At 64.3% G+C, this 13725-nt stretch carries 10 protein-coding genes; 6 read left to right on the forward strand and 4 right to left on the reverse strand.

Annotated elements, in window-relative coordinates:
• Positions 1–2 precede the first annotated feature (2 nt).
• Complete coding sequence (locus ACVWW3_RS30145; protein ID WP_456647741.1) at positions 3–1490, reverse strand: MFS transporter; 1488 nt, start codon at positions 1488–1490, stop codon at positions 3–5.
• A gap of 174 nt (positions 1491–1664) precedes the next feature.
• Between ACVWW3_RS30145 and ACVWW3_RS30150 the strand changes: the two genes are divergently transcribed.
• A complete protein-coding gene (locus ACVWW3_RS30150) occupies positions 1665–2003 on the forward strand; it encodes a DUF3175 domain-containing protein (RefSeq protein WP_247345211.1) in 339 nt (112 codons plus the stop codon).
• Between the two features lie 39 nt (positions 2004–2042).
• Here ACVWW3_RS30150 and ACVWW3_RS30155 read toward each other — a convergent pair whose 3' ends face one another.
• Both ACVWW3_RS30155 and ACVWW3_RS30160 read right to left on the reverse strand, forming a co-directional pair.
• Positions 2043–4076 (reverse strand): methyl-accepting chemotaxis protein, encoded by a 2034-nt coding sequence (locus tag ACVWW3_RS30155; protein WP_456647740.1) that lies wholly within the window; start codon positions 4074–4076, stop codon positions 2043–2045.
• 268 nt (positions 4077–4344) lie between these two features.
• Positions 4345–6384, reverse strand: a complete 2040-nt coding sequence (locus tag ACVWW3_RS30160) for a methyl-accepting chemotaxis protein (protein WP_456647739.1) — start codon at positions 6382–6384, stop codon at positions 4345–4347.
• 344 nt (positions 6385–6728) lie between these two features.
• Between ACVWW3_RS30160 and ACVWW3_RS30165 the strand changes: the two genes are divergently transcribed.
• The 4 genes from ACVWW3_RS30165 to ACVWW3_RS30180 all read left to right on the forward strand — a co-directional run bounded on the left by ACVWW3_RS30165 (position 6729) and on the right by ACVWW3_RS30180 (position 11770).
• Positions 6729–7214, forward strand: a complete 486-nt coding sequence (locus tag ACVWW3_RS30165) for a (2Fe-2S)-binding protein (protein WP_247345050.1) — start codon at positions 6729–6731, stop codon at positions 7212–7214.
• An 84-nt stretch (positions 7215–7298) separates the two neighbouring features.
• Positions 7299–9641 carry a xanthine dehydrogenase family protein molybdopterin-binding subunit gene (locus ACVWW3_RS30170; protein ID WP_456647738.1) on the forward strand — a complete coding sequence of 781 codons (2343 nt, stop codon included), beginning with the start codon at positions 7299–7301 and terminating at the stop codon, positions 9639–9641.
• Between the two features lie 15 nt (positions 9642–9656).
• Entirely contained in the window at positions 9657–10457 is an 801-nt protein-coding gene (locus tag ACVWW3_RS30175) for an FAD binding domain-containing protein (RefSeq protein ID WP_456647737.1), read from the forward strand.
• Positions 10458–10657: 200 nt separating this feature from the next.
• Positions 10658–11770 carry a CaiB/BaiF CoA transferase family protein gene (locus ACVWW3_RS30180; protein WP_247444609.1) on the forward strand — a complete coding sequence of 371 codons (1113 nt, stop codon included), beginning with the start codon at positions 10658–10660 and terminating at the stop codon, positions 11768–11770.
• Between the two features lie 167 nt (positions 11771–11937).
• Here the strand turns inward: ACVWW3_RS30180 and hppD are convergent, their stop codons facing one another.
• Positions 11938–13053, reverse strand: a complete 1116-nt coding sequence (hppD, locus tag ACVWW3_RS30185) for a 4-hydroxyphenylpyruvate dioxygenase (RefSeq protein WP_456647736.1) — start codon at positions 13051–13053, stop codon at positions 11938–11940.
• A gap of 122 nt (positions 13054–13175) precedes the next feature.
• Here hppD and ACVWW3_RS30190 point away from each other — a divergent pair, with 122 nt between their 5' ends.
• Positions 13176–13655 carry an Lrp/AsnC family transcriptional regulator gene (locus tag ACVWW3_RS30190; protein WP_247345064.1) on the forward strand — a complete coding sequence of 160 codons (480 nt, stop codon included), beginning with the start codon at positions 13176–13178 and terminating at the stop codon, positions 13653–13655.
• Positions 13656–13725 lie beyond the last annotated feature (70 nt).

Consider the following 13725-nt stretch of genomic DNA (forward strand, 5'->3'; position numbering starts at 1 on the left):
GTCTACTCCATAGACGCTAGCGGCCGCGCGATTTCTTCGAGCGATTTGCGTTCCGATGAGACGGCATAGCGCCATGCCACGATCGCGGCCGCGATCATCAGGAATGACCCCAGCAAATAGCCCGCGAACACGCTGGTGCGTGATCCCGTATCGATCAGCACGCCGAATAGCGCGGGGCCGATCACGCCGCCGATGCCGGTGCCGACCGCGTAGAACACCGCGATCGCCAGCGCGCGGACCTCCAGGGGGAAAGTCTCGCTGACGGTGAGATAGGCGGCGCTCGCGGCGGGCGAGGCAAAGAAGAAAATCACCATCCACGCGATAGTCTGCTCCTGTGCGCTCAGCGCGCCGATCGAAAACAGATAGCCGGACAGCGCCAGCAACAGGCCCGACGCGCCATAGGTGAACATGATCATGATGCGGCGGCCGAGCGTATCGAACAGCCGGCCGAGCAGCAACGGACCAAGGAAATTTCCGGCGGCGAAGGGGAGCAGATACCAGCCGACATGATCGGCGCTGATCCCGTAAAAATCAGTCAGCACCAGCGCGAAGGTGAAGAAGATGGCATTGTAGAAGAAGGCCTGCGCAATCATCAGCACGAGGCCGACCATCGCCCGCTGGCGATAGACCGAGAACAGCGTGTGCACGACCTCCCGGATCGGCGTGTGATCCCGCATCTTCAGCCGGATCTTGGTGAAACGCCCGTCGCTCGTATCCTGGTCGTGCCCCATCACCGAGCGCTCGATCTCGTCGACGATCTTGTGGGCCTGGTCGGGATGGCCGTGGATCATCAGCCAGCGCGGGCTCTCCGGAATCCACATCCGCATCAAGAGCACGACGAGGCCGATGGCCGCGCCGATGAGATAAGCAAGGCGCCAGCCGAGATCGGGACCGATCACAGCGGGATCGAGCAGCACGATGGCCGCCACCGCGCCCATGGCAGCACCGATCCAGAAGCTGCCATTGATGACGAGATCGGTCCAGCCGCGATAGCGCGCCGGTACCAGTTCCTGGATCGTCGAATTGATCGCGGTGTATTCGCCGCCGATGCCCGCGCCGGTGAGGAAGCGAAACAGCGCATAGCTCGCGACATTCCATGACAGAGCCGTCGCGGCCGTTGCCGAGAGATAGAGCGCAAGCGTGATGAAGAACAGCTTCTTGCGGCCGATGCGGTCGGTCAGCCAGCCGAAACCGAGCGCGCCGAGCACAGCACCCGCAAGATAGGCGGAATTGGCGACGCCGAGATCGAGATTGGAGAAACGCATCGTGGGACTCTGCTTCAGCGCGCCGGAGAGCGCGCCGGCCAGCGTCACCTCGAGGCCATCCAGAATCCAGGTGATGCCGAGCGCGAGCACGACGCGCGTGTGAAAGCCGCTCCACGGCAGCGCGTCGAGTCGCGAGGGAATGCTGGTCTCGATGATGCGATCGACCGCCGTCGCCGTGGAGACCACAGGTCCATCATTCGGCGCTGGGCTTCGCTGCAATTCCATCGCGTTGTTGCATCTGACCAATGGACGCCCCGGCACGGAGGTGGACGCGGTCGATCCGATCAAGGGGTGCGGCATTCCGCCTGCCACCTGCGACAACGTCTGCGGCGAGGGCAGGTTCCCGTGGAACGACCGTTCGCGCCGCTGGTTTTCGGTGGAGCCGCAAGGAGTTGGCGCATGGCTCATGTCAGAAGGAAGACACATTCTCGCAAAACAGCGGCGCGCAAGGGCACCAAACGCGCCTCACCGAAGCGCTGGTCACAGCGGGTGACGAAGGAGAGCGACGCGCTCGACCTCAAACACGGCGTGTTCAAGCTGACAAGCGCGAAGAAGATCGCGACTTCGCTGAAACGCTCGGCCGAGCACAGCGCGCGCCGCAAGACCGGCGCCTATCGCTCGGCGCTGTCGATGCTGACGTTCTACATCAACCGCGCTGGCAAGACGCTGCCGCAGACGCAGCGCACGCGGCTGGAGCGAGCAAAGGTGGAGCTGAAGCGGGTGTTCGGGAGGGAGTGAGCGCGGAAAGCGCGCCGCTCGCTCTGCCGTAACGAAGCCCTACGCCGCCCGGATATTCCCCATGAAGCGGTCGAGCTCGGCGCGCAGCCGGGTGCTTTCGGATGACAGCGTCTTGGCCGAGTGCAGCACCTCTTCCGAGGCCGAGCCGGTCTCGGCGGCGCCGCGGTTGACCTGACCGATGTCGGTGGCGGCGGTCTGGGTGCCCTGTGCGACGGTCTGGACGCTGCGCGCGATTTCCTGCGTCGCCGCGCCCTGCTGCTCGACCGCGCTCGCAATCGACGTCGAGATCGACGAGATCTGGCCGATGGTGGCGCCGATCTCCTTGATCGCCGCAACCGATTCGGCAGTCGCGCCCTGCATGCCCGTGATGTGCGAGGAGATCTCGTCGGTGGCCTTCGCGGTCTGGCTCGCGAGCGACTTCACTTCGCTGGCGACCACTGCAAAGCCGCGGCCGGCTTCACCGGCGCGTGCCGCCTCGATGGTGGCATTGAGCGCCAGAAGGTTGGTCTGCTCGGCAATCGCCGTGATGAGCTTGACGACCTCGCCGATCTGCTGGGCGGCGTGCGAGAGCTTGCCGATGCGACCGTCGGTCTCTTTCGCCTGCACCACGGCGGCTTCGGCAATGCGGCTGGAATCGCGCACCTGGCGGCCGATCTCTTCGACCGAGGCCGAAAGCTCTTCGGTCGCGGTCGCGACCGACTGCATGTTGCTGGAGGCCTGCTCGGAGACGTCGGCGACCTGGCTCGACAGGCTCTGCGTGGTCTCGGCGGTGCGGGTCAGCGTCGAGGCCGCCGATTCCAGCTGCACGGCGGAAGCCGAGACGTTGGAGACGATGGCGCCGACCGCGCTCTCGAAATCGTCGGCGAAGCGAATCAGCTCGGAACGGCGGCTTGCGGCCTGCTCCCTGTTCTGGACTTCGCTCGCGGCGGCGTCGCGCTCGGCCTTGGCCACGGCCTGCACCTTGAACTCCTCGACCGCGCCGGCCATCTCGCCGATCTCGTCCTTGCGGCCCAGGCCCGGCAGCACGACGTCGAAATTGCCCGAGGCAAGCTCGCGCATCGCCTTGCACATCGCGATCATCGGACGCGAAATGCCGTTGCCCAGCATCCAGGCCAACACGGCACCAATGGCGAGGCCGCCGAGCGCCATCATCAGCATCGTCCGCTCGGTGTCGCCGATGGTGGCGTTGGCGCTCTCCTCGATGCGCTGCTGATCGGCTGAGAGGTCCGACCGCAGCTCGCCCGAGAGTTTCAGGATGGCCGCCGCCGTCCTGGTCATCTCCCCGTTCGACTTGACGATGACCTTCACATTCTCGGTCAGCTTTCCGAACGAGGTGCGGTACTGCTTCAGGAGATTGCCGATCTCGGTGACGCGGTCGGTGATCTTCTGCTCGTTGGCATAGATCGAGACCAACAGGGTCTCCAGGAACTTGATGCGGGCGGTCACGCCGTCGGCGGTCTTCGGCTCCGGCTTGGCGACGAAGGCACCGACCGAGGTCGAGACCGCAAGGTATTGCGATGTGATGTCCTTGGCCGTGGTCTGAACGGATGCAAGCCCCGCCAGCGCGGCGGTGTCGGCGAGATCGTCGAACTTGAAGCGGATCTTGTTGCCGACGCTGTTGAGCTCATCGGCCGCGATCTTGTTGTTCTCGCGTGTCAACGTGATGATCTCGCTGAACACCTTCGTAAAACGCTGGAACTCGGCTTCGAGCCTGCCGACCTGCTCACGGCGCGCCGCGCCCGTGGTCGCGGCCGTCGACTTGGCGATCGCCGCCTTCAGATTTTGTTCGGCGGCCTTGGCCGCGGTCTCGTCATCCGCCGCGCCGGTCAGCGCATAGGCCCGCGCCAGCCCCTGGTAGCTGATCAGCTCGCGATCGACCGTCCGTGCAAGGTCCGCTTCCGCCACGCTGGCGCGGTAGGAGGCCACGGCGGCCTGGATCCGCTCGAAGCCGAAATAGGCGAAAGCCATGCTGATGGCGAGGATGGCGAGCACCGCCACGAAGCCAAGGATGATTTTTGCGCGAAAGCGCAGGGTGAGCAGCTTCGATGTGTTCGGCTTCGACTTGACGGGCATTCCCCCACCCCATTCCATTCGCGGAAAACCAGGCGCAGCCCGGAAGCAGCCCGCTTCCTGACTCTTCTGCACGTTACGGGGCAAAGGATAAGCGGCGGTAAATTTGTGACGCCGCAACTAGCGGTTAGGTGACGCGGGGGGTGTCTTCATATGATCACTCCCCTCGTCGGAGCGGTTGACGAAGACGCGGGGTTACCGGCCACGCGCCGCAACTCTTCGCTGAATAATGGGTCTGGCTTCGCCAGGACGACATTGGAAAAGCGACTGCCTACGCCGCCCGGATATTCCCCATGAAGCGGTCGAGTTCGGCGCGCAACCGGGTGCTTTCGGATGACAGCGTCTTGGCCGAGTGCAGCACCTCTTCCGAGGCCGAGCCGGTCTCGGCGGCGCCGCGATTGACCTGACCGATGTCGGTGGCGGCGGTCTGGGTGCCCTGTGCGACGGTCTGGACGCTGCACGCGATTTCCTGCGTCGCCGCGCCCTGCTGCTCGACCGCGCTCGCAATCGACGTCGAGATCGACGAGATCTGGCCGATGGTGGCGCCGATCTCCTTGATCGCCGCAACCGATTCGGCGGTCGCGCCCTGCATGCCCGTGATGTGCGAGGAGATCTCGTCGGTGGCCTTCGCGGTCTGGCTCGCGAGCGACTTCACTTCGCTGGCGACCACTGCAAAGCCGCGGCCGGCTTCACCGGCGCGTGCCGCCTCGATGGTGGCATTGAGCGCCAGAAGGTTGGTCTGCTCGGCAATCGCCGTGATGAGCTTGACGACCTCGCCGATCTGCTGGGCGGCGTGCGAGAGCTTGCCGATGCGACCGTCGGTCTCTTTCGCCTGCACCACGGCGGCTTCGGCAATGCGGCTGGAATCGCGCACCTGGCGGCCGATCTCTTCGACCGAGGCCGAAAGCTCTTCGGTCGCGGTCGCGACCGACTGCATGTTGCTGGAGGCCTGCTCGGAGACATCGGCGACCTGGCTCGACAGGCTCTGCGTGGTCTCGGCGGTGCGGGTCAACGTCGAGGCCGCCGATTCCAGCTGCACGGCGGAAGCCGAGACGTTGGAGACGATGGCGCCGACCGCGCTCTCGAAATCGTCGGCGAAGCGAATCAGCTCGGAACGGCGGCTTGCGGCCTGCTCCCTGTTCTGGACTTCGCTCGCGGCGGCGTCGCGCTCGGCCTTGGCCACGGCCTGCACCTTGAACTCCTCGACCGCGCCGGCCATCTCGCCGATCTCGTCCTTGCGGCCCAGGCCCGGCAGCACGACGTCGAAATTGCCAGAGGCAAGCTCGCGCATCGCCTTGCACATCGCGATCATCGGACGCGAAATGCCGGTGCCGAGCAGGAAGGCGAGGACCGCGCCGAGCAGCGTGCCGCCGATGGCCAGCATCAGCACCAGTTGCTCGGTCTTCCCGATGGTCGCTTCCGATTCGGATTCCAGCCGCTGCTGTTCGGCGACGAGGTCCGCCTTCATGGCGGTGGCGCCCTGAAGGATCGCTCCGGCCGAGCCGCTCATCTCGGTGACGAGATCGTCGACCATCTTGGCGTTGGCGATCAGCTTCTCCAGCGCTTCGCGATAGGCCCCTAACAGCGCCTTGGCGTCCTTCAGGCCGGCGACGATCTTGTCGTCCATGGAATAGACCGCGCCGAGCGAGTTCTCGACGAATTTCAGCCGCGCCAGCGCGCTGGTCGCAATCGCCTGCTCGGACGTCAGCACGAAATTGGTCGCCGCCGCGTTCGCGGTCTGGAACTGGGCGTTGACCTGCTTGGTGCCGAACTCGATCGACTGCGCCTCGGAATCGGAGGCGTTGTTGCCGATGTCGTCGAGCTTGTATTTCAGGAGGTTGGCGTTGCGCGTAAGCTGGTTCTGCACCAGCAGCGCGCTGTCACGCTTGGCCTGAAGGACCTTTGCGAAGGTCGCGGAGAAGTTGGAAAACTCCTTGGCGAGCTTGCCCAGGCTTTCCTGGCGCGCCGGCCTCTTGGCGCTTCTGGTGGCCTGGTCGATGGCGTTCTTGAGGTTGGCCTCGGTGTCCAGCGCCGCCTTGGCGTCGTCCTCCTTGCCGGTGACGACGAAATATTTGACGGCCGAGCGATAGGCGAGCAGCTCGCGGTCGATGTTGCGGGCGAGATCGGCCTCGGTGACGCTGGCGCGGTAGGACCCGACCCCGGACGAGACCCGCTCGAAACCAAAATAGGAGAAGGCCATACTGCCGGCGGAGATCACCAGCACGGCGGCAAAACCCAGAATGATCTTGGCCCGGAACCTGAGGGTCGGCATTATAGTGCGCTTCGAGGACGACGCGATACGCCCGGACATTCCTACCCCCATTTTCTATTCAGCCGCGATCCGGTGGCGCCCCGCCCCCTGACCTGGCAGCGCAAAACTAAGGCAGAATCGATAAGGGGCGGTAAATTCGGCGCGCCCCGCAGATTTTCGGCTCTACCGGCCAAGGCGGCCCGCATGGGGATATAGAGGCTGGCATCCCACGTCGGCCCGGCGCGGCGTTCCGAATCCCGTCGACTCGCCTCCCAAATCAACGCAGGCCCATCTGGATCAATGACTTTTCCATGACGAAGGCGACCAAAAATCCTAGTTGCAAAGTTCCGGGTCGCTGTCTCTAATTGGAAACAATCAAAATCAATCCCGGGAGGACTTCAACCGTGTCTACAGTCAAACTGACGGTGAACGGCAAGGCCGTTGCTGTCGACGTCGAGGACCGCACGCTGCTGGTCCAGCTGCTGCGCGAACACCTCAACCTCACCGGAACCCATGTCGGCTGCGACACCAGCCAGTGCGGCGCCTGCGTCGTCCACGTGGACGGCAAGGCGGTGAAATCCTGCACCATGCTGGCGGGCCAGGCCGACGGCGCCAGCGTCACCACCATCGAAGGCATCGCCAAAGGCGACGAACTGCACCCGATGCAGGCGGCGTTCCGCGACAATCACGGCCTGCAATGCGGCTATTGCACGCCGGGCATGATCATGTCGGCGATCGACATCGTGCATCGTCATGGTGGCGAGCTCGACGAGACCACCGTCCGTCACGAGCTCGAAGGCAATATCTGCCGCTGCACCGGCTATCACAACATCGTCAAAGCCGTGCTGGATGCGGCCGGGCGCATGAAGGTCTCGCAGGCGGCCGAGTAAGCGGCGCGCCTCGAAATAAGAACCACCGCTGCCGCTTTCGAGGGAAAGCGCGGTGAAAACAAATTCCGGTCGGGAGGACCAGACATGGGTGTTGAAGGCATTGGCGCGCGCGTCGTGCGCAAGGAAGACAAGCGTTTCATTACCGGCAAGGGCCGCTACGTCGACGACATCAAATTGCAGGGCATGACCCACGCCCATTTCATCCGCAGCCCGCACGCGCATGCCAAGGTGAAGGGGATCGATTCCTCCGCCGCCCTGAAGATGCCGGGCGTGGTCGCGGTGCTCACGGGACAAGAGATCGTCGACGACAAGGTCGGGAACCTGATCTGCGGCTGGGCCATCACCTCCAAGGACGGCAGCCCGATGAAGATGGGCGCATGGCCGGCGATGGCGCCGGAGACGGTGCGCTTCGTCGGCCAGGCCGTCGCAGTCGTGATCGCCGAGAGCAAAAACCTCGCGCGCGACGCGGCCGAAGCCGTGGTCGTGAACTACGAAGAGCTGCCCGCGGTCGCCGACGTCCACGCAGCGATCAAGGCCGGCGCGCCGCAGCTGCATCCCGAAGCCCCCGGCAACCAGGTCTATGACTGGGTGATCGGCGACGAGGGCGCCGCGGACGCCGCGTTCGCCAAGGCCGCCAACGTGGTGAAGCTCGACGTCACCAACAACCGCCTTGCGCCGAACGCGATGGAGCCGCGCGCAGCCATTGCCGATTACGATTCGGCGGAGGAGCATTTCACGCTCTACACGACGTCGCAGAACCCGCACGTCGCCCGCCTCGTGCTGTCGGCGTTCTACAACATCGCCCCTGAGCACAAGCTGCGCGTGATCGCGCCCGACGTCGGCGGCGGCTTCGGCTCGAAGATCTTCATCTATCCCGAAGAGATGGTGGCGCTGTGGGCCTCGAAGAAGGTCGGCCGTCCCGTGAAATGGACCGGCGACCGCACCGAGGCCTTCCTCACCGATGCGCATGGCCGGGACCACGTTACCCATGCCGAGATGGCGTTCGACGCCAACAACAAGATCACCGGCCTCAAGGTGAAGACCTACGCCAATTTCGGCGCCTATATGTCGCTGTTCTCGTCGTCGGTGCCGACCTATCTCTACGCGACGCTGCTGTCGGGCCAGTACAACATCCCGGCGATCCATGCCGAGGTGGTCGGGGTTTACACCAACACCACGCCGGTCGACGCCTATCGCGGCGCAGGCCGCCCCGAGGCGAGCTATCTGATCGAACGTCTGATGGAGACGGCGGCGCGGCAATTGAAGGTCGATCCGGCCGCGCTGCGCAGGTCGAACTTCATCACCCAGTTCCCGCACCAGACGCCGGTGATCATGGCCTATGACACCGGCGACTTTAACGCCTCGCTCGATGCCGCGATGAAAGCGATCGATTATGCCGGCTTCGCCGGGCGCAAGGCCAAGGCGAAGACGGAAGGCAAGCTGCGCGGCATCGGCGTGTCCTGCTACATCGAGGCTTGCGGCATCGCGCCGTCCAAGGCGGTCGGCAGCCTGGGCGCCGGCGTCGGCTTGTGGGAATCGGCCGAGGTGCGCGTCAACCCGGTCGGCACCATCGAGGTCCTGACGGGATCGCACAGCCACGGCCAGGGTCACGAGACGACGTTCTGCCAGCTCGTCGCGGAACGCCTCGGCGTTCCGATCAGCCAGGTCTCGATCGTCCATGGCGACACCGACAAGGTGCAGTTCGGCATGGGCACCTACGGCTCGCGTTCCGCGGCCGTCGGTCTTACCGCGATCCTGAAGGCCATGGAGAAGATGGAGTCCAAGGCCAAGAAGATCGCCGCGCATGCGCTGGAAGCCTCGGAGGGCGACATCGTCATCGAGAACGGCGAGTTCAAGGTGGCCGGTACCGACAAGGCGATCGCCTTCCCGATGGTCGCGCTCGCGGCCTACACCGCGCACAACCTGCCGGACGGAATGGAGCCGGGCTTGAAGGAAAGCGCCTTCTACGACCCGACCAACTTCACCTTCCCCGCCGGGGCGTACATCTGCGAGCTCGAAGTCGATCCCGGCACGGGCAAGACCACCTTCGTCAACTTCGTCGCGGCCGACGATTTCGGCCGGCTGATCAATCCGATGATCGTCGAGGGACAGGTCCATGGCGGCCTGGCCCAGGGCATCGGGCAGGCACTGCTCGAGCACGCGATCTACGATGCCAACGGCCAGCCGGTCACGGCCTCGTTCATGGATTACTCCATGCCGCGTGCCGACGATTTGCCCTCGTTCAACCTCTCCCACACCACGACGCTGTGCCCGGGCAATCCCTTGGGCATCAAGGGTTGCGGTGAGGCCGGCGCGATCGGCGCCTCCGCGGCCGTGATCAATGCGATCACGGATGCGATCGGCAAGAACAATCTGGAAATGCCCGCAACCCCTGACCGGGTGTGGCGCACGATCCACGCGGCTTAAGGGAGAGGAACGAAGATGTACCAGACCATTTATCATCGCGCGTCCTCGGTTGACGAAGCCGTCAGCCTGTTCGCCAAGAGCACCGAGGCGAAATTCCTCGCCGGCGGCCAGACGCTGCTGCCGGTCATGAAGCAGCGCCTCGCCAGCCCGTCCGACGTGATCGATCTCGGCAAGATCAAGGAGCTGCAAGGCGTCGAGCTCTCAGGCGACGTGCTGACCATCAAGGCCGGCACGACCTATTTCGACATCATGCAGAATGCCGATGTGAAGAAGGCGATCCCTGCGATTGCCTATCTCACGTCGATGCTCGGTGATCCCGCCGTGCGCTATCGCGGCACGATCGGCGGCTCGATCGCCAACAACGATCCCGCCGCGGATTATCCGGCCGCGCTGCTCGCGCTCGGCGCCACCGTGAAAACCAACAAGCGGTCGATTGCGGCGGAGGATTTCTTCCAGGGTCTGTTCACCACGGCGCTGGAAGACGGCGAGATCATCACCGCCGTGTCGTTCCCGGTTCCGGCGAAGGCAGGCTACGAAAAAATGCGGCACCCGGCCTCACGCTTCGCACTGACCGCCGTGTTCGTGGCGCAGACGAAGTCGGGCGAGATTCGGGTGGCCGCCACCGGCGCTTCGGAGAGCGGCGTGATGAGGGTTCCCGCGATCGAAGCAGCGCTGAAGGCGAACTGGTCACCTTCGGCGATCGACAACGTCAGCATTTCGGCGAGCAATTTGCTGGCCGACATCCACGGCACCGCCGAGTACCGCGCCAACTTGATCAAGGTGATGGCGCAACGCGCGGTGGCTGCGGCCGGCTGATAGCGCCTCGACGCAAATTTTCCGCGGCGCGCACTTCGGTGCGCGCCGTTTTTATTTTGGCCATGCGGCATGAAAACCGCTTGCCTCACCGGCGTGAAGGCGAGAAAAGTTAATCAGCCAATTAACTCGCCCCACAGAGGAACGCCTCGGCGCTTGCCGACCATCGGCAATACGCGCCTTGGATCCGAGGAAACAAAAACGTGCTCGATCAACCAGCCCCCGCCTCCTCCGTCCGTACCTCCGGCCCGCTGTCGGGCTTCCGCATCGTCGAATTCGCGGGCATCGGCCCCGGACCGTTCGCCTGCATGATGCTGGCCGACATGGGCGCCGACGTCGTCACCCTCGACCGCGTCGGCGCGAAGAAGAGCATGAAGTCGGTGGCGGGGCGTGGCCGCAAGGTGATCGAGCTCGATCTCAAGGACAAGGCGGCCATCGCGGAAGTGCTCGACCTGCTTGCAAACGCCGACGCGCTGGTCGAGGGCTTTCGCCCCGGCGTGATGGAGCGGCTCGGGCTCGGCCCTGACGTAGTGCTCGCGCGCAATCCAAAACTGGTCTACGGCCGCATGACCGGCTGGGGCCAGCAAGGCCCGCTCGCCAATGCCGCAGGCCACGACATCAACTACATCTCCATCACCGGCGCGCTCGCCGCAATCGGCACCAAGGAAGCGCCGGTGCCGCCGCTCAATTTGGTCGGCGATTTCGGGGGCGGCGCACTCTATCTCGTCGTCGGCGTGCTTGCGGCATTGCTGGAAGCCTCGAGGTCCGGCAAGGGCCAGGTCGTCGATGCCGCGATGTGCGACGGCGCGGCATCGCTGATGTCGTTCTTCTTCGACATGACCACGCTCGGCCGCTGGACCGAAGGCCGCAACCAGAATTTTCTCGATGGCGGCGCGCATTTCTACGGCGTCTACGAATGCGCTTGCGGCCATTTCGTCTCGATCGGCTCGATCGAGCCGCAGTTCTACGCGCTGCTGCGCGAGCATGCGGGCCTGACAGACGCCGATTTCGATGCGCAGATGGACCGCAAGGCCTGGCCCGCGCTGAAGCAGAAGTTGCAGGCGGTGTTCAAGAGCAAGACGCGTGAGGACTGGTGCAAGATCATGGAAGGCAGCGACATCTGTTTCGCGCCGGTGCTGACCATGTCGGAAGCGACCGAGCATCCGCACATGGTCGCCCGACAGGTCTTTGTCGAGCGCCACGGCGTGAAGCAGCCGGCGCCGGCGCCGCGGTTCTCGCGGACGCCGTCGGCGGTGCGCGAGCCGGAAGGGGCGGAGATCGGCGCGGTGACGAAGGCGTGGAAGGCTGAGAAATAAGGGCCGCGGTTGCGTCAAATTCCGATGTCGTCCCGGCGAAGGCCGGGACCCATAGCCATAGGATGTGGTTTGGCGAAGACTCGGAGTTACCATCTCGCGCCACAACTTCTCCCTGTGGTTATGGGTCCCGGCCTTCGCCGGAACGACATCTGTTGGGATGCGACAGCCTACGCCGCATCCACCTTCAACACCCCACGCCGGATCTGGTCTTCCTCGATCGATTCGAACAGTGCCTTGAAATTGCCCTCGCCAAAACCGTCGTCGCCCTTGCGCTGGATGAACTCGAAGAAGATCGGGCCGATCGCGTTGGCCGAGAAGATCTGCAGCAGCACCTTGGTCTGGCCGCCTTCGACGACACCCTCGCCGTCGATCAGGATGCCATTGGTCTGAAGCCGCGCAATGTCCTCGCCGTGCTTCGGCAGGCGCGCGTCGATCCGTTCGAAATAGGTCACGGGCGGCGCCGGCATGAAAGGCAGGCCGGCTTCGCGCAGGCCTTCGATGGTGCGGTAGATGTCGCGGCAGCCGCAGGCGATGTGCTGGATGCCCTCGCCGCGATAGATATTCAGATATTCCTCGATCTGGCCGGAATCGCCGGCGTCCTCGTTGATCGGAATTCGGATCTTGCCGTCGGGGCTGGTCAGCGCGCGCGAGAACAGGCCTGACGCACGGCCCTCGATGTCGAAGAAGCGGATCTGGCGGAAGTTGAAGAGCTTCTCGTAAAAGCCGGTCCAGACGTCCATGCGGCCGCGATGGACGTTGTGGGTGAGGTGATCGAGGTAGAACAGGCCGGCGCCTACCGGCTGCGGATCGGGCGCATCCAGCCATTCGAACTCGCTGTCATAGGCCGAACCCGTGGCGCCGTAGCGATCGACGAAGTAGAGGAGGCTGCCGCCGATGCCCTTGATCGCGGGGACGTCGAGCGTCTTCTGCGCGGGTGACGCGTCGGCAGGTTCGGCCCCGAGCGAAATCGCGCGGTCATAGGCCTTCTTCGCATCGACCACGCGGAACGCCATCGACGGGGCACAGGGGCCGTGTGCGGCGACAAAGTCGCAGCCGTGGCTGCCGGGCTCCTCGTTGACAAGATAATTGATGTCCCCCTGGCGATACACCGTGATCTTCCTGGTCTTGTGGCGCGCGACGGGCGCATAGCCCATCAGCTTGAACAGGGCGTGCAGCTCTTCGGGATTGGGGTGCGCATATTCGACGAACTCGAACCCGTCGGTGCCCATCGGATTGTCGGCGGTAACAGTGGCCGGCGGTGCATCGTGCGGAAACGGTCCCATGGCGCTCTCCCAAATTTGCTGCTGCCATGAACTATCCTTCACGGGGCGTGCAATGAGCGTGCAAACGGGACGCGTTTTGGCTATCATATGCACGATCTGTGCATGAAATAGAAAAATTACGCATGATTTCGGTAGACGCCTTCGACCTCAGGATCCTGGGCGCGCTCCAGGACGACGGTCGCCTCACCAACCAGGAACTGGCTGATCTCGCAGGGCTCTCGGCCTCGCAATGCTCGCGCCGGCGGATGCGGCTGGAGGAGGAGAAGGTGATATCAGGCTATCACGCCGATCTCTCCAGCGAGGCGCTCGGCTTCGGCGTGATCGCCTTCATCCAGGTGACGCTGGCGACCCACTCGCCGGATAACTCGAAACGCTTCCGTACGCTGGTCAATCGAATCGACGAGATCCAGGAGGCCTATTCGCTCACCGGCGACGCCGACTATGTGCTGAAAGCCGTGCTGCGCGATCTGAAGGGTCTCTCCAATCTCGTCAACGACGTGCTGATGCCGCACCAGAGTGTGGCGCATGTGCGCTCTTCGATCGTGCTGGACAGGTTGAAGGAAAGCACGCGTCTGCCGCTGAAAGAAATCAAGCCCGGCTGAATTCGAGGGAAATGCGGCATTCGCGGCACGCGTGCGATCTGCGATGCTCCCGGCCGTCCTGCGGAGACTC

This window comes from Bradyrhizobium sp. LM2.9 (assembly GCF_054056555.1).

Excerpts from the sequence above, each read along its gene's own strand:
- ACVWW3_RS30160 (WP_456647739.1), bottom strand. The coding sequence starts at position 6,384 with ATGTCCGGGCGTATCGCGTCGTCCTCGAAGCGCACTATAATGCCGACC.
- ACVWW3_RS30170 (WP_456647738.1), top strand. The coding sequence starts at position 7,299 with ATGGGTGTTGAAGGCATTGGCGCGCGCGTCGTGCGCAAGGAAGACAAG.
- ACVWW3_RS30155 (WP_456647740.1), bottom strand. The coding sequence starts at position 4,076 with ATGCCCGTCAAGTCGAAGCCGAACACATCGAAGCTGCTCACCCTGCGC.
- ACVWW3_RS30145 (WP_456647741.1), bottom strand. The coding sequence starts at position 1,490 with ATGGAATTGCAGCGAAGCCCAGCGCCGAATGATGGACCTGTGGTCTCC.
- ACVWW3_RS30150 (WP_247345211.1), top strand. The coding sequence starts at position 1,665 with ATGGCTCATGTCAGAAGGAAGACACATTCTCGCAAAACAGCGGCGCGC.
- hppD (WP_456647736.1), bottom strand. The coding sequence starts at position 13,053 with ATGGGACCGTTTCCGCACGATGCACCGCCGGCCACTGTTACCGCCGAC.
- ACVWW3_RS30190 (WP_247345064.1), top strand. The coding sequence starts at position 13,176 with ATGATTTCGGTAGACGCCTTCGACCTCAGGATCCTGGGCGCGCTCCAG.
- ACVWW3_RS30175 (WP_456647737.1), top strand. The coding sequence starts at position 9,657 with ATGTACCAGACCATTTATCATCGCGCGTCCTCGGTTGACGAAGCCGTC.